Raw genomic sequence first — 15,289 nt, forward strand, 5'->3', positions numbered from 1 at the left:
TTGATGTTTTCAATCAACTAAACACCTTCTCTTTCTCCAGATTTCTTTTAACAAAATCAACTGCTTCTTGAGCCTCGCTAAAGAACCACTTCTGGTAGTTGTCATAGGTAGAAACCACATATTGGTTCTGGTGGAAATAAAGGCACAAGAAATCATCTGCTATTCCTGCCTCATACGTGTCATATCTATGTAACCCTAGCCGGCTCAGACTGATGTAGGGGTCTAAATACCGAACAAGTCTAGAAGCCCGACATATATCAAGCAACTCAATTGTTTTATAAGAATGAAAGTGTGGTGGAAATTCAGCTAGCCTCTTGCGTACCCGAGCCCATTCTTCGTTTCAATTAATCACCTTATGAATTGCGTAGTTTTTCAATTTCATGAGGTGAGAGCCTTCTTAAGTAGAGCGGAGGCAATGCCGCGGAGGCGGGTAACCACCTTCAATAAAGAAGTAATTACTGCGGCTGCACGCCGCCGAACAGCTTATCCATAAACCGCTGGAAACGGTTCTTGGAAGTGGCTTTCACCAGCACTGTATTCAGATTGGAAAGTTCGGAGAGCAGCTTGGCCTGAATCTGGGAGTCTAGCTCTACTTTGCGCATGAGTTCCCGCTGGGTGGCGGTTACGTCGCGGCTGAGGTCGGCTTGCTGCACGTTGAGGTTCTGGAAGGGCTCTAGCTGTTTCAGCAGCTTCTCGAAAACGTTGTCGGCGTTGAGCTTGTCGAAGTACTGCTGCCATTTCTCGTAAGCCAGTTGGGCTTGGCGCTCGTTGTAGGCCAGGCGTTGGCTCATCACGTCGGCGAGGCCTACCCCGGCCTGGTCGATATGTTGCTCGGCGCGGTCCTTGAGGTTGCGTAGCTCTACTTGGTGCTTCTGGAAGAAGTCGAGCATGAGCTGCACCGAGTTGTTGTTGCCCCCTATATATTGGCCCAAGTCATTGATACCCTTCTCAAAGCCGCGCAAACGGTCCAGGATGCTGTTTATGCTCTCGGCCGACTGATACCCCTTGGCAAGCATATCGTTCAGCTTCTGCTGATAGCCCGTAAAGGCTGCAAACATCTCCGCCGATTCGCGCACCTTCTCAAACACCAGAATGTTGGCGGCAGCCATCTTGTCGTAGCCAATGGTATCGAGGCGCTCTAGGAAGTCGCTCTGCACCCGAATGTTCTGGGTGACCTTATCCATCAGCGGGTTAAACAACTCTACCTGCCCTACAAACTGCTGATTGAACGCATCCAGCACCGACTTTAGGTTGGTAAGGGAGCTGGCCATATCGGCGTGCAGCACGGGTAGCAAGCGCGCCTGCAGGAAGGTGTAGTACTGGTTTTGAAGCCGATCGAGCTGCTCGCGGGCCTGGCGCAGGACGCCATTGCCGAGCAAGGTTAAGAGCAAGCCCACGAAAGAGCCCGTCATGGCAATGAGCACGCCGGTTAGGAAGGGCGTTAGGGCATTCTCGTCCGATACCCCGTTGCGGGCAATGCCCACCAACCCTAGAATTACCCCCAGGAAGGTACCGAGTAAGCCCAAGTAGAGTGGCGTAGCCACGTTGGCCTGCACACTGTTGTCCAGTACCTCACTCTGCCGCTCCGATATATCTTTCAGAATGCCGAAATCAGCCGCCGCACCCTTGTTGTGGCGCAGGTAGTCATTAGTATCCAGCAGAATTTCCTGAAACTCAGGCGAAGCGTTTTCCGCCTTGATGAGGTTGGAGGCGAACGACTCCGGAGGAGCGTCGGCGGCGTAGTCGGGCAGGTCGCGGCCATCGGCCAGCACAATACGTTGCTCGACACGTAACGCCTCTTTAGGAGGGTATAGCTGGCTGAGGCGTACCGCGTTGGCCTTCGTCCTCAGAAACGTACGAATCTGCAGGCCTACAACCACGGCCACCACCGCCACTTCAAGTATGATTTCAAGCATGGCTAAAACTACGCAACTTGGCTATGTGGTAGCCATTCGTCAGGCAAAAAGCATGAGAGGGTACTGCAAGTAGGCTCCCAATTCGGCGACCACCCACCTTTTCCTGGATACGCCATTTCTGATACAGGCGAAGGCGAACGAGGTATATGTTGCGACGACGCTCCAAATCCTCAGTAGCTTTCTGTAGAAGCAGATCAGCAGCTAGATTGCTTTCCTGCATCCTACCTAGGCCGGATAACTCGAACTGCTCATTGTAAAACGCTAGCAGTTGTCTTTCATACCAGTTTCGGGGCAGTAGTTGGTGCTGCCTCAGCAACCCCATGCAACACACCAGGCAGGAACGAAACGAACTGAGCCGCCATGCTATTGGCAAACTAGTATTTTGTGCCCGATGTAGGTGGGCCCGATAACTCATTCAAACCGAATGGCAGCCTTTTGTTCAATTTGCCAGTTTCCTGCCATCTTACGCAGCACCCCTTCTTCCTCCGTAACAATACGCGTAACCGGGCCAGCCGGCTGCTGATATTTGCAAGCTTCCCGGAGTGAGTACTGGGCGCTCTGAATGGCGTACGCGTGTACGGCGGGGTTAGAGGTTACACTGAACGTAGCTAGCTCCGGCCACTGAGGATCCAGATGAATCTCGTAGATACTATCGTGCTGGGGCTCGTCGCTGAAGTCATACTCGTTGAAGGTACCGTTTACGGGCACCTTTACGTAGCGTGTCCGGGGCAGATCAGCCGCCGCGACGGGTGGAGTTGGTAGTTGCACAGGCGGCACTAGGCTCTCAAACTCCTCTTGAGGCGTATCGGATGGGGGCCCCGCGGGCGGAACGGGTGTCACCGCAACTACATTCGTGGGCTGAGCCGGGGCGGCGTAAATAGCGGCCGTAGGTGGTGCCACGGGAGCCGCGGCCGGAATGGGTTGCGGTATTGGGCTTGCAATGGGAGCCGATGTAGGCGCTGGCTGTACCGGTTGCGCTGATGCTGGCACCGCCGCAGGAGCAGCCGGTGCGGCAGCACCCACAAGTTGGCTACGAAGCTTCTTCACTTCTTCCTCCACGCGCTGCTGCACTAGCTTTTCTACTTCGCGCTGCTGCGCCGGGGTCAGGCGGTCAGCGGTGGCAGAAGCCGCTGCTACTTTTGCGCCGCTACCAGCCGGAGCGTTTTGCAAGGCCAGGATTTCGTCGCGGCGCTTATCAATGCGGGCACCTAGCTCCTTTTGAAAGCCATCAATGTTCTTGCGCAGCAGATAGTAGAGCACTAGGCTTAGCAAAGACATAATCAGGGCTAGCGGCCCGAAGAATTTGTTTATTAGGCTCTCTCCTGCTCCGCTGTTGGTTGAGGAGGCAGCAGTAGCCACGCCTGCTTCATCCAAGCCAGCATCGCCGGGCGCGGCCGCCGTCGCCTCGTCACTGGTAGCAGTAGTGTCTACGGTTTCGGCGGTGGCTACCTCGTCTGTACTTTGCTCACTGATGGGCGTGCCGTTTGCCACGTAGTTGTTCAGCGAGCTTTCCAGCGTAGCCAACCGCTGCATACGAACTGGGTCGGCCCGGCGGGCCGCGGATGACTTCAGCCGGTTAATGATTTCCGTAGTCAGCTTCTGCAACCTCGACTGGTTGGTACCAAGCCCCTTGTACATGGTTCCTCTACCCTCCAAAGGTTGATACAACAGGCTGTATACCTTTTGACTATCGGCCTTGATGCTGTTTTCAAACGCTTTCAACGAGCTGCCGCACTGCAGCCTATTCTTCAAGTTGGAGCGTCCATTGTCGTCGTACACGTAGCGCACTGTAGCGCACCAAATCTGCACCTTCTGCTCATCCAGCGTAGGCTGGCCTAGCGGCGTTTGGGCATGGCTGCCTGCCGCCATAAGCAGCAAGCCAGCGAGTAAAGAAGCAGCAAGGCGGGAAAGGGTCATAGGGTGTTGGGTAGGGGGAGAAAGCAAACGCAGGCCTCAGGGTCAAACCCTTAGTTCAGCCAGCGTATGGACAGAAAAACGCTAACCGTAACTAGCTATTTGACTACAAATAGCCACTAATTTTAGAGCCGCTCTGCATAGGATCTATGAGTGAATATCATAAGACTCCTCAATGCACAAGCACTATGTAGCCCAGGGCTGCAGCCCTGGGCTACTGGTTAGCACAATTACAACTCGCGGCTCAGGTTGTAGAGCGCCTGTTTCAGCGGCAGGAAGAACAGGGTTTCCGGCAGGGTTTCATCGGAGGAAAGCTGGCGCTGGAACTGGTGCAGGCCTAGGCTCAAGCTATCCTCGATTTCGCGCTGCAGAATGTCCTTCACGCGCTGACGGTCCACGTCTACACCTACTTCACGTAGGTAGGGCGCTACTTCGTCGCCTTCCAGTACGAGGGTGAGGTAGTTGCGCACGTTTTCCAGCACCGTGTCTTTCAGTGTGGCGTCCACCTGGTTTAGCTTCAGGCGCTGTTGATTCAGCTCGGTTCCTTCTACGGCGCCACTATACTTCACGGGTTTAATACTGTCGTAATCAGCCGTATTCGACTTCTCCTCGAAGAGCACGCCACCGTTGGTAGTAGCTTCCTTGGGATTATCGGCCAAGATAACGCGGAAGTTATGCGGCGGCTCCGTACCGGTTACGGCTTGGAAGATGGCTTTCGTAATCTTCTCGATGGCTACCAGGGAGCTGCCGCCGGCCAGCAGACGCAGGTAGAGGCTACCTTTGCCGGAGAAGCAGAGGTAGCGCGGCGTTTTCAGGCCGAGGTGCTTGGTAAGCTGCGCCGTGTGGTAGATGATGCTGGTGTAATGCAGGTAGAAGAGCACCCGCAGCTGCCGGCCTTTGCCTAGGCCCAGGGCCTGGGTAAAGCGCAACGCTTCATCGTATTTAAACAGCAAGCTAGTCACGTCAGCAGAGCCAAAGTCGGTGTTGCTGAGAGCGGCACGCAGGTAGCCTTTGTACTCCTGGTTTTGCTCGGAATCGGGCAGGCTTTCCACGTGGCCTACGCCGAGTCGGAGCAGACCGTTCTGCTTGGGCGCGCCTTGTACGCGGGCGTACCCGTCGCCCCACAGGTCGTCGCCGGCGAAGCGGAATGAAGTGCTGTAGGCCGGTTTCTGGTCGGCGAAGAGTAGCAAGTCAGTGGTGCCGCCGCCGATGTCGATGTTCACCACGTTTTCGTCCCGGTTGGGTACTACCTGGTTGGTGGCCGTGAGGTAGTAGTACGGCGCCACCGACTCGGTGAGGCAGATGGTGGCACGGCGCGTCTTGAACACCTGCTGGAACGACTCGTCCCAAACCTGCTGGAACTGGTTGCGCAGAAAGCCATCGAAGCTTAGCGGCGCAAACCACACTACGCGGGTATCTTCCAGAATACCGCCATGCAGCGCCGCTTTGTGGCGGAGCAGCAGCAGAATTTCCTTGAAGAAGGCCTCAATGCGCGAAACGCCCTGGGGGTCTAGCTCCGCCGACCACTTCAGGTTGGTGATGAAGCGGTTCTGGGGCAGCTCCGAAGCATTTTCGGTATTGATGCTGAAGCCAATGTTAATGTTGCTAAGCACCTTGGCGGGCTCATTGGCAAACGACGTGGTTTCGCAAACGGCGGTACGAATCGGGAATTCATACACCGAACCGCCTTCTCCCACGAATGAGGGCACAAACTCGCGGTTTTGCAGAGTGGCAATGTAGGTCCAGATCTGGCCGGCGCCGGTACGGTAGCGCTGGGCGGCCGATAGGCCTGCATCGGCTACCGGTGCATGCAGCCACTCCACCTGCACATCGGCCTCACCAATAGTCAGCGGGCGTGGGTGCGCGGTGGGCGAGTCAGCGTAGGCAATGTGGGTGTTAGTAGTACCGAAGTCCACCGCGAAGGTGAAGCGGCGGGTACCGCGGTCCAGCTCGCGCCAGCGCGGCACGAACAGGCCACGGGCTGGCTCGGCGCCAATGGTAGCAGGCGGGCAGGTCAGCTCCACGAGGTCGAAGTGCGTACCGGTAACTTCGTAGTAGGTGCTGCCGGCGGTGGCCATGCTCTTCTGGGTGCGCTCGTAGCGGGTAGCGCGGCGGGCGGCACCCTGCTCCGTGATTCGCTCCCCATTCACGAAGAACTGCAGGTCGTAGCGGCGGCTGAGCATAGTGGGCGAGTTGTCCGCATCCACCAGCATCACCTTGTAGAGGTCGTTGTACTCAGGCTGATAGCGCACCTTGTAGAAGGGGAACACGCCCACGCCTACAGTAGCCTTCACAATACGGCCCTTCTCCAGAATCTCGCGGCCCTGGGCATCCTTCGGGTTCTGCGGATTGGTGTAGTAGCTGCGTTCAAACGTAATGAAGCGCCCCGCCTGCACCGGCACCCGCAGCTGCACGCGCACGTGACTTAGGTCGATGGTAAAGGTGAGTAGCTCGGCCAGCTCGTTCTCCGTGAAATACTCGAAAAACGCCTGTTTCAGCGGCAACAGGTAGGGGAAACGGGCGCGGCCCTGACCGTCAGCGCCGTACTGGAACGTGACTTTTCCGGTATGGAAACGCTGGGTGTTCAACTCGTAGGGCAGCTCCACCAGCGAGTCTTCCAGCAAGTCGCCTACCGTCAGATAAGGGTACTTGAAGCCTTTGCCGGGCAGCACGCGGCTTTCCAGCGCTACTTCGTCATAGTAAGGAACCGGCGTGCGGTCGTCCCAAGGCTGGCCGTTGAGGTAGTTAGCGCCGGGCATGGTCAGGTTGGGGCGCAGCACCAGTGGCCTAGGCCGACCAGCAATGGCCTCTCGCGTGGGCTGAATGAACAAGTCGGAGCTGGTCACAGCCGACTGGTCGGCGCGGCCGGGCAGCGGCACGCCTTTCACACTCACCAGGTTGCCATGCACATCTACCAGCGCGGGGTAGCGGGCCGCGAACTGCTGCGCGCTCCGGTCGCCCTGCATCTGAAGCTGGTTGATTTTGCTACGGTCGAGGCCGGCGTACACGCTGCCGGCAAACTCGCGGCGCTGCAGCTGCGGGTAGGCCAGGAACAGCTCATACACGAACTCCCGGAACTGCGGGTCACGGTCTTCGAGCAGAACGGTTTGCTTATCGAAGTAGTGGCCGCGGGCCTGCGGACGCTCCAAATCCAAGGGCTTCACCTCGGGACCCGTGAACAGGATCGTCAACGGTGAGGTGCCGCCCAGCAGGCGCGTACCGCCCGCCAGCTCCGGCGACTCATAGTACACCAGGTACATGTCGGTGAAGTCGCGGAAACGTTCGTCTTGCATGTAGAGCTGCAGGGTTTCGCCCAGCAGGCGCGTACCCTCCTCCTGCCGCATCCGGCGGATTTCCGCCTCGGCATTCCAGCGGCGTAGCGTGATTTTGCGGCCGGCCTGGGTGTAGAGGTGGTAGTTGTAGAGCAGCTCCAGCAAGTCCCAGAAGTGCGTCGTCAGCTCGTGGTACACCGAGCCGGGGTTGCGCTGCCCTTCGCGGGCCAGGAAGTCGAAAGCCGTTTCAAACAGGTGCATCCGCGCAAACGGCGTCGGGATGCTCACGGCCAAGTTGCGGGATTTGCCGCCCGCCGGGTCCGTTACGGTATTGATTTCGGTGCTCGTTACCGGCGCCGTTTTCTGCCAGCCTTGAACCTGCTGGGAGCCATTATTATGTAAGCGAAGGACTTTGGCCATATCGGAACCCCACCCCCCGGCCCTCTCCCCTTGGGAAGAGGGAGAGCCAGACGAAGGTCATTCGGGGTGACTTTTGAGACTAGAAACTACAACTAGAGAGCTAGTTCCCCTCCTCAGCTGAGGAGGGGTTAGGGGTGGTTGATACTCCTTGAACGGAGGAGTGTGGGTAGTTCAACCAAACAACATCAGCAACGAGGTCAACCACCCCAGCGGCGGCTTAAGCCGCCGCATCCCCTCCTCATCTGAGGAGGGGAGGTTTCGTTCTTACACCACTTTTATCTTCTCCTCAAACGCCTTGTCGGTCACATCATAGAACAGCTCCAGCATCTTGCGGAAGTTGTCGGGCTCCTGGATGGACTTCTCGGTTTTGTTGAGGTTGTCGAGGAGGTAGTTGTGGCTGAGACCTTTGTTGAAAAAGTCATTCCACTTCTTCTCGACGGGCTTGCCGAGGATCATGGCGTTGAAGTCGTCAGTTTGCAGGTCGAAGGGGCGGAAGGAACGACGGTTCTGGGCCAGTTCCTGCAGCCACTGATCTACGCCCGAGTCCTGACTGTGCAGGAAGGTGTTTAGCTCCCGGAAGATGGGCTCGTTACGCATGGCGTAGTCCAGCTTCAGGTTGTCGGCGTAGGGCGCTTTGTCGGTGGGCAGATGCTGCTTGTGGTAGCGCGTGAAGTACAGGAACTGCGTGAGCTGCTTGGCAATGATTTCGCGCGACTCATCGGGCAGGTGGCTGAACTGAATTTCCGGCGCGTCGCTTGTAGGCCATACTCGTGGAAGTGCGGGCCACCGGTGCGCAGCTCAGCGGGCGAGTAGCGCATGAAGTCTACAATGCTTAGGGCCGCCAGCAGCTCAATTACGTGGGCCTTGTTCTTCTGCTGGGTGCCGCCGGGCTGGTTTTCGTAGGGCGTATCTGGCGTATCGGCGAGGTAGTACAGCGCGTCGAGGCCCTGGAGGTTGTGCTCGTAGTAGCTGAGCGCCGCCTTGGTTTTCGTAAGGAAGTTGTTGGAGTCGATGACGGCGTTGTCCTCGCTCTGCAGAGCGAAGTAGGGCATCACCGTCACGGCGCCGGTGGGTGCATCACGCAGATAGCGGGCATTGCTGAGGCGCGTGTTGGTGTCCTTCAGGTTCTTGAGCATGAGCGGGAAACCCGCCGCCCCCGTACCACCGAAGATGCTTGACACGAAGAACACTCGGTCGCCATCCTGGAAGTTATCGGCGAAAAACCGCATTTCGGGGCTTTCCACTAGCTTGTTCAGCACAATGCTGCCCACGTTCGGGGAGCCGCGGAAGCCAATGGTCAGGGGGCTTTCGAGGTTATCCTGCGTGAAGAGCAGATCTACTAGCCCCTTGGAGTCAACGGATAGGCCATCGTAGCTCAGGTACTGCCGGAAGCTCTGGTTAATGCCCCCGAAGTCGAAGATAAAGGTATCCTTCACCGAGCCGTTTACATCTTGCGAAATACCGCTCAGAGTGCTGATATCAGTCTTGAAGAACCCTTCTTCGCGGGGGCCGAGGCGCTTATAAATCTGCTGGTAGCTCTGCAGCAACTGCACCGTTCGGTTCATGTCGCCGTTGTGGGCATCGGGGTCGATGATGATGGGCACTACCCGGTCGCAGTTGGGCAAATCTACGCCCGCGGCCAGCAGCATGGTGAGCGAGCGAATCACGCGAGAGCCCGTGCCGCCAATACCGAATAAAAAGAGTTTAGCCATGAGTTGCTGATGTTGAACGAAACTCCCCTCCTTGGCTAAGGAGGAGCTGTTCAGCCGCAAAGCTGAACTGGGGTGATTGGCTTATTGCTGATGTTATTTGGTTGAACAATCCGTAGTAGTAACGTTCAACGCCCTGGTCAACCACCCCTGCCCCCTCCTTGCTTGATGCGCAACATCATCTGGGAAGAGGAACTAGTTTTTAAACTCTAGAACGGTGTAGTACTCGCGTTGGTGGAGCCTTTGCGCAGAATCAGGGAGAAGATAAAGAACCAGAAGATACCTAGAATGGCGTTCCAGGTGGCCAGCCAGTAGATGTAGCTGTGATCCGTGACCTGCTGGGCGTGGGCTTGCCCAATAGCCACTCCAAAAGCAATGAGGGCGTTCATTACTAAGAAAATAGCCCAATGCCGGCCTTTATTAAAGGTAGCCACACCCATTGCCCGGTTGATGACATAGTAGAATATTACCACTAAGGCCAGCGAAATACCCAAGTTGAGCAACCCAATGTTAGGGAACACTACGTCGCGATACACGGGGGTATCAGCGGGCGGTTGGGGCGAGCCGATGAGTTCGTAAATGGAACGGAACAGTGCTTTCATGGAAGGAGATAGGGCGAAGAGATACTTCGCGAATCGTTGAACGATAAGGGCAGAACGAAATTGTAGTCGAACCCACAACTGGGAAGTAGAGGTACAACCACTACCGAATGAACGAAAACCATTCCAGATTGAACCGAAACAGGCTGTTCGCTAGGGTTAGCGGCAACGAAGCAAAGGCTTACTCGCCTGGCTGTAAGGTCAGTGGCAACTCAAAAATCTGCCGGGCACCGCCTTCTTGTGAAGGTGCTAAGCCGTCTAGCAGTGAGCTAAGCGCAAAGGTTTTGGACGCCGGTGTTGCATCGTTTTTGGTTGTCCATTGCGCTACCCAAGCGGGGCGCTGGTCTTGTAGGCGGAGCACCAGCGGACGAGCGGCTTTGGGCTGTCTAGTCAGGCGAACTTTGGCAAAGTGCGTGAACTTACTTTCCGGTCCGCTGCTCGCTTTGGTTTGGTCGGTAGCGGCCATTACATCCAGCAATGTGGCGTCGGTGTCTACACCTTGAAGCTTTAAGTTCTGCTTGAGGTAGGCAACATCGCGGTACTGGCCGGGCAACCTACTTAGGTCGATGCCGATGACAAACTCGACGGGTTGCTGGGCTGATGCTTCACTTACAGCTACCACGCGGTAGGCATCGGCAGTTTGCTTGCTAGCCCCTGCGTCGCCGTAATACCAGCTACCCTTGTTCTGAAATTTATTGAGTAAGGAGTAGTGAGGACGCGGGTATGTGACGCCGAAGTGAGCCTGTTTCGCTGGCTGTTGCTCCAATAAGGCGGCATCGAAGCGGCGTACCGCGTCGGCTGGCCCTAGCACCCAGATGTAGTAAGGAATTTCCGTGTCGCAGCAGTTAGTTTTCTTACCGGCCGCTTTTAGGGCGGGGTAGTATGTACCGCGGAAATCAGAGGTGTACCCGTACACTGAAACACCAAGTTCGGGGTGGCTACCACTGCGGCTCAGCGCGTCCGTAATGTCGGTTTTGATGTAGGGAATGGCACCCGCATTTTTCGGCGAGTAGATAAAGTCCGAAATCAGCACGCTTACAGTACCAGGCTGGTAGTAATTGCTCATCAGTGTATCAAGCACCGAGGGGATGTCGGTGCTTTTTGCGGGCTGCTGAATTCCGCTGCGCACGGTGCTGGAAATGCCTTGGTAAGAATCTTCGTAGGGCTTTTCCTTGATGCGGTAAAACGCTTTCTGGCGAACTGTAGCGGTGCGGTTCACTTCCGACAGAAACTGGGCTACATGCTGCTGAAACTTAGTATTCTCGCCGCTCGCTCCCGTTTTGGGCATAAAGCTTCCATCGACCCCGACACTTCCAGAAACACGTTCACGGCCTGTAGGGGCTGCGTGGAGTTTGCAGCTTCCGTATGGGTAGCCGTATTAGGCGACACCGCCGCAGGAACCTCAGCGGGTGGTACAGCAGTAGGGGTTCCGGCAGCGGTTCCCGCCTCCGTTTTCATATCGGAGCGGGAGTAGCAGCCGGGCAACAGGGCAAGCGAGAGGCCCAGCGCGGGCCAAAGACGGGAAAAGGAAGTCAGGTAGCGCATCGGGCTAAAGTAACGACATTCTGCCCGCGCCGGATACATCTTGTGGTTGAGAAGTTGTAGCCTACCTGTTTCCCTTGTCTAAAGTTGATGGTATTACCCTTCGGCTTAAGAGAGTTACGTACTCATTTCCACATCGTCCCATGCATACTGTCGGTTGTAAATCCACTCCAGCGCTTTGCGCCTCTCATATATTAGTGACTCCGATACGATGGCGGCCCGGCCATGCAGCCGCTCATCTACACAGTACCAGTGTAGCCGATAATAATAGTCCAGCATCTGGTACAGTTCAGCCGCCGGTCTTAGGGCTTGAAGTTTCGCAAGCTTTTCATTGCTCTCCCCTCGCTCTAAGTTGGGTAACAGCGACGCCATATTATCGCCGCACCACTTCACGGGGTCCAACGTAGGCACCATACGCGTAGCCCACATCATAGCCCACAAGCTCTCCATACTCCAGCGTAGGTTTGTTAACTCCTGCTCCGTGAGTTGCTCATTATCCTTTGCTAGTATAGCCGCCTCTTCCGGCGAAAGGTGGCCGAGCAGATTTTCTTGCGCGAGCCATGCGCTTATGACTGCAACGGGCGCCTGAAAGGAAATATTGATCAGTGCATTTAACACACTCATGCGGCCACAAACTTCTGCTACTTCACGTAGTTCTGGTGCATCTAGCAGCGGCAGCCAGTCGCAGATGCGGCCACCGAGCGCCAGCACTTTTGCCTCAGAATCAGTTTTAACACCCTGACGAAACTGCTCGGTTATATGCTCAGTCGGCAACGAATTGGCTTGCTGCTCTGCTGGTGTGCTTGCCGCTAAACCAAGCAGTTTCTTCAGGGAGTTGAACATAGCCCCGCTTAGCTGTAGTCAATCTCGGTGTTGTCGCCGATGTTGAGGCTGTGACGAGTACCCTTGAAGAGCGCATCAGAACCCACAATGCAGTCGTGCATAACGGCTGAGCGTAGTTCACTGTACGACCCAATGATGGAGTCACTCAGAATGGTATTCTTAACAATGGTCCGGTCGCCGATAGCTACGTTGGGACCAATGATGGAACCACTGATCTGGCAATCATTCCCAATGCTGACGGGTGGAATGATGATGGTATCCGGAAACTCGGGATATTCTCGGCGCTTCAAGAACTCCGGCAAATTGAGTAGCCGCGCATTCGCTTCCAGCAGGCTTTCCTTGCGGCCGCAGTCAAACCAATTATCTACGGAAGTAGTGGTCATTTCCGCGCCATCCTGAATCATGAGCATCAGGCATCGGTGAGCTGAAATTCCCCGTGGGTACGCTGGTTCTGGTCGATGATGCGTTCGAGGGCCGTGGCTAGCCAATCGGCATTGGCTATTTTGTATAGGCCCACCATGGCGTAGTTAGACTTCGGGATGCGCGGCTTTTCTACCACCTTGGTCACGCGGCCGGTAGCACTCGTCTCCACCAAGCCAAACATAGACGGTGTTTTCACCTCTTTCACGCCGAGCACGTTGCCGGGGGTGCGCATCATCTCCTGCAGGTCTACATCCACAATGGTGTCGCCCAGCAAAATCAGAATACCCTCTTTCTCAGTCCTGAACTGGTCGCGGGCCAGCCAGAGCGCGTGGGCAATACCCTCGCGCGGCTCCTGCACCACGAATGAAGCTAGCAGCTCCGGGTACTGCCGGCGCACGTAGCGCTCAATCTTTTCACCGAGGTAGCCAATGATAAAAACGAACTCTCTCACGCCGGCTTCCACGAGGCGGTCGATGATGTGACCCAAGATGGTATTGCCGGCCACGGGCACCAGCGATTTAGGCTGGGTATGCGTGTGCGGACGCAGGCGCGACCCAATGCCGGCAACTGGAATGACTGCTTTCATGTAGAAGAAGCGTAACTAAGCACGCAAAATAGTGAATCGGGGCCGGAGCTGCATCCGACACAACCGCTGTGGCCTGAATTCGTACTTTGCAGCGCACCGAGCGTAAACCGGCGCACCCTGGCTAGGGTTTGGTGTCATCCATTGTTTCTCCTTTTTCCCAACTACTTATTCTTCCTGCACACATGAAACGTTTTCTGCTCTATTTCGCCGGTATACTGCTGCTGCTCTCGCAATCTTCCTGCGGGTACAACGGCATGGTTAGCCGTGACCAAGCCGTGAAGGCACAGTGGGCTAACGTGCAAAGCGCCTACCAGCGTCGCTCCGACCTTATCCCGAACTTGGTGAACACGGTGAAAGGCGCCGCCAATTTTGAGAAAACTACCCTGACCGATGTAGTAAATGCACGGGCTAAGGCCTCGAGCGTTCAGCTGAATGCCGATCAGCTAACTCCCGAGAACATTCAGCGCTTCCAAGAGGCCCAAAGCCAATTGAGCAGCGGCCTGGGCCGCTTGCTGGCCGTATCCGAAAACTACCCTGAGTTGAAGGCCAACGCCAACTTCCAGGAGTTGCAATCCCAAATTGAAGGAACTGAAAACCGCATCAACGTAGAGCGGAACAAGTTCAACACCGTAACCAACGACTACAACGGTTTTGTAAAATCCTTCCCTAACAACCTGTTTGCGGGTGTGTTTGGCTTCAAGGAGAAAGCATACTTCGAAGCCGATGCTGCTTCGCAAAAAGCACCTACCGTTCAGTTCTAACTCAGTTGCCAGCTGCCAGCTACCGGTTTGTTTCCGCGGCCGGTAGCTGGCCACTGGCCATCGGCAACTGAATATGAATAACCTTCTCACTCCCGAGCAAGAAGCAGCACTGGTAGCCGCCATTCGGCAGGCCGAACTGCGGACATCTGGCGAAATTCGGGTACATCTGGAAGACCACTGCCCCACCCCCGAACCACTCGACCGGGCGGCCCAGGTATTTGCTGAGCTAAATATGCACCGTACTGCCCAGCGCAATGGTGTGCTATTTTACCTGGCGTGGCAGAGCCGACAGTTTGCTGTCATCGGCGACGCGGGCATCAATGCTGCCGTGCCCGACGACTTCTGGGAAACTACTAAGGAAACAGTGCTACAAGAGTTTCGTGCTTCGCGGTACGTGCCAGGCCTAGAGCAAGGCATCCGGCGCGTAGGCGAGCAGCTCCGGCGCTACTTCCCCTACGACGCTGCTACTGACAAGAATGAGCTCGACGACTCTATCTCTTTTGGTGGTGGCGAATCCCAGCCTCCTCGCGTATGACATCCCCTTCCCTTCCTATAGTTCGCACCTGGCTTCGCCCCTTTCTACTAGCTGTATGTGTGTTACTTGGCCTGGGTAGCGCCCTGGCTCAAGACATACCACCGCGCCCAAACCCGCCGCGCCTTGTCAACGACGTGGCCGGGATGCTGACCCCAGAGCAAGTAGCCGCCCTAGAACAGAAGCTGGTGGCTTACGACGATAGTACTTCTTCCCAGATTGCCATCGTGACGGTGCCCAGCATTGGCGACTACGATATTGTAGACTACGCGCAGAAGCTGGGCGAAGCCTGGGGTATTGGTAACAAGGGCCGCAACAATGGTATTTTGCTACTAGTAGCAGAGCAGGAGCGCAAGGCCCGAATTCATACCGGCTACGGCTTAGAAGGCGCAATAACCGATGCCCTATCTAAGCGCATTATTTCTAACACGGTTGTACCTGCTTTCAAAGAACAGCGGTATTATGAAGGACTAGACCGCGCAACGGATCAGCTTATTGCCTTAGCGAAAGGGGAATATAAGGCTGATGCTACTACCCAGAACCGGCCACGTGCCCAAGACAGCGGAGATTCTAGCTGGACGTTCTGGATTGTCATCGGCATCTTGCTACTCTTCATTCTGCTCCGCAACCGGGGCGGCGGTGGCGGCGGGCGCCGCAACCGGGGCTTTGGCGGGGGTATGGTTCCTCCCATCATTTTCGGCGACTTTTCCGGCGGCCGCGGCGTATTTGGCGGCGGTGGGTTTGGTGGTGGAGGTGGCGGTCGGCGGGGGGT

General features: G+C 56.1%; 14 protein-coding genes. 3 read left to right on the top strand and 11 right to left on the bottom strand.

Features of this window, described 5'->3' with window-relative positions; all coding sequences use genetic code 11:
• Window positions 1-455: 455 nt before the first annotated feature.
• The 11 genes from VI25_RS04390 to VI25_RS26490 form a co-directional block, all read right to left on the bottom strand.
• A complete protein-coding gene (locus tag VI25_RS04390; protein WP_055562299.1) occupies window positions 456-1,916 on the bottom strand; it encodes a hypothetical protein in 1,461 nt (486 codons plus the stop codon).
• Between the two features lie 411 nt (window positions 1,917-2,327).
• Window positions 2,328-3,833, bottom strand: coding sequence for a hypothetical protein (locus VI25_RS04400; RefSeq protein WP_055562300.1), 1,506 nt, complete (start codon window positions 3,831-3,833; stop codon window positions 2,328-2,330).
• Between the two features lie 227 nt (window positions 3,834-4,060).
• Window positions 4,061-7,522, bottom strand: a complete 3,462-nt coding sequence (locus tag VI25_RS04405; RefSeq protein WP_045688036.1) for a hypothetical protein — start codon at window positions 7,520-7,522, stop codon at window positions 4,061-4,063.
• A 264-nt stretch (window positions 7,523-7,786) separates the two neighbouring features.
• A complete protein-coding gene (locus tag VI25_RS26480) occupies window positions 7,787-8,119 on the bottom strand; it encodes a hypothetical protein (RefSeq protein ID WP_236704880.1) in 333 nt (110 codons plus the stop codon).
• 14 nt (window positions 8,120-8,133) lie between these two features.
• Window positions 8,134-9,234 carry a hypothetical protein gene (locus VI25_RS04410; RefSeq protein WP_236704881.1) on the bottom strand — a complete coding sequence of 367 codons (1,101 nt, stop codon included), beginning with the start codon at window positions 9,232-9,234 and terminating at the stop codon, window positions 8,134-8,136.
• Window positions 9,235-9,440: 206 nt separating this feature from the next.
• Window positions 9,441-9,833, bottom strand: a complete 393-nt coding sequence (locus VI25_RS04415; RefSeq protein WP_045688037.1) for a hypothetical protein — start codon at window positions 9,831-9,833, stop codon at window positions 9,441-9,443.
• A gap of 178 nt (window positions 9,834-10,011) precedes the next feature.
• Window positions 10,012-11,118 (bottom strand): hypothetical protein, encoded by a 1,107-nt coding sequence (locus VI25_RS04420; protein WP_055562301.1) that lies wholly within the window; start codon window positions 11,116-11,118, stop codon window positions 10,012-10,014.
• Entirely contained in the window at window positions 11,067-11,375 is a 309-nt protein-coding gene (locus tag VI25_RS24600) for a hypothetical protein (protein WP_152981488.1), read from the bottom strand. The genes VI25_RS04420 and VI25_RS24600 overlap by 52 nt, the downstream gene beginning before the upstream one ends.
• Window positions 11,376-11,489: 114 nt before the next feature.
• Window positions 11,490-12,215, bottom strand: a complete 726-nt coding sequence (locus VI25_RS04425) for a DUF4272 domain-containing protein (protein ID WP_052695119.1) — start codon at window positions 12,213-12,215, stop codon at window positions 11,490-11,492.
• Between the two features lie 8 nt (window positions 12,216-12,223).
• Window positions 12,224-12,625 (bottom strand): hypothetical protein, encoded by a 402-nt coding sequence (locus VI25_RS26485; protein WP_236704882.1) that lies wholly within the window; start codon window positions 12,623-12,625, stop codon window positions 12,224-12,226.
• A complete protein-coding gene (locus tag VI25_RS26490) occupies window positions 12,625-13,224 on the bottom strand; it encodes a nucleotidyltransferase family protein (protein WP_236704883.1) in 600 nt (199 codons plus the stop codon). Before VI25_RS26490 ends, VI25_RS26485 begins: the two co-directional genes overlap by 1 nt.
• 182 nt (window positions 13,225-13,406) lie before the next feature.
• Between VI25_RS26490 and VI25_RS04435 the strand changes: the two genes are divergently transcribed.
• The 3 genes from VI25_RS04435 to VI25_RS04445 all read left to right on the top strand — a co-directional run.
• Window positions 13,407-13,985: a LemA family protein gene (locus VI25_RS04435; RefSeq protein ID WP_045688040.1), complete on the top strand. Its 579-nt coding sequence runs from the start codon at window positions 13,407-13,409 to the stop codon at window positions 13,983-13,985.
• 73 nt (window positions 13,986-14,058) lie between these two features.
• Window positions 14,059-14,520: a TPM domain-containing protein gene (locus VI25_RS04440; RefSeq protein WP_045688041.1), complete on the top strand. Its 462-nt coding sequence runs from the start codon at window positions 14,059-14,061 to the stop codon at window positions 14,518-14,520.
• A partial coding sequence (locus VI25_RS04445; RefSeq protein WP_055562304.1) for a TPM domain-containing protein occupies window positions 14,517-15,289 on the top strand: 773 nt, incomplete at its 3' end. The genes VI25_RS04440 and VI25_RS04445, both read left to right, overlap by 4 nt.

Source organism: Hymenobacter sp. AT01-02, assembly GCF_000961955.2.
Taxonomy (GTDB): Bacteria; Bacteroidota; Bacteroidia; order Cytophagales; family Hymenobacteraceae; genus Hymenobacter; species Hymenobacter mucosus.

What these genes read in the sequence shown, in the direction of transcription:
- VI25_RS04405 (WP_045688036.1), bottom strand. Translation starts at nt 7,522, where the DNA reads ATGGCCAAAGTCCTTCGCTTACATAATAATGGCTCCCAGCAGGTTCAA.
- VI25_RS24600 (WP_152981488.1), bottom strand. Translation starts at nt 11,375, where the DNA reads ATGCGCTACCTGACTTCCTTTTCCCGTCTTTGGCCCGCGCTGGGCCTC.
- VI25_RS26480 (WP_236704880.1), bottom strand. Translation starts at nt 8,119, where the DNA reads ATGCGTAACGAGCCCATCTTCCGGGAGCTAAACACCTTCCTGCACAGT.
- VI25_RS04425 (WP_052695119.1), bottom strand. Translation starts at nt 12,215, where the DNA reads ATGTTCAACTCCCTGAAGAAACTGCTTGGTTTAGCGGCAAGCACACCA.
- VI25_RS04440 (WP_045688041.1), top strand. Translation starts at nt 14,059, where the DNA reads ATGAATAACCTTCTCACTCCCGAGCAAGAAGCAGCACTGGTAGCCGCC.
- VI25_RS04420 (WP_055562301.1), bottom strand. Translation starts at nt 11,118, where the DNA reads ATGCCCAAAACGGGAGCGAGCGGCGAGAATACTAAGTTTCAGCAGCAT.
- VI25_RS04390 (WP_055562299.1), bottom strand. Translation starts at nt 1,916, where the DNA reads ATGCTTGAAATCATACTTGAAGTGGCGGTGGTGGCCGTGGTTGTAGGC.
- VI25_RS26485 (WP_236704882.1), bottom strand. Translation starts at nt 12,625, where the DNA reads ATGCTCATGATTCAGGATGGCGCGGAAATGACCACTACTTCCGTAGAT.
- VI25_RS04400 (WP_055562300.1), bottom strand. Translation starts at nt 3,833, where the DNA reads ATGACCCTTTCCCGCCTTGCTGCTTCTTTACTCGCTGGCTTGCTGCTT.
- VI25_RS04435 (WP_045688040.1), top strand. Translation starts at nt 13,407, where the DNA reads ATGAAACGTTTTCTGCTCTATTTCGCCGGTATACTGCTGCTGCTCTCG.
- VI25_RS04410 (WP_236704881.1), bottom strand. Translation starts at nt 9,234, where the DNA reads ATGGCTAAACTCTTTTTATTCGGTATTGGCGGCACGGGCTCTCGCGTG.
- VI25_RS26490 (WP_236704883.1), bottom strand. Translation starts at nt 13,224, where the DNA reads ATGAAAGCAGTCATTCCAGTTGCCGGCATTGGGTCGCGCCTGCGTCCG.
- VI25_RS04415 (WP_045688037.1), bottom strand. Translation starts at nt 9,833, where the DNA reads ATGAAAGCACTGTTCCGTTCCATTTACGAACTCATCGGCTCGCCCCAA.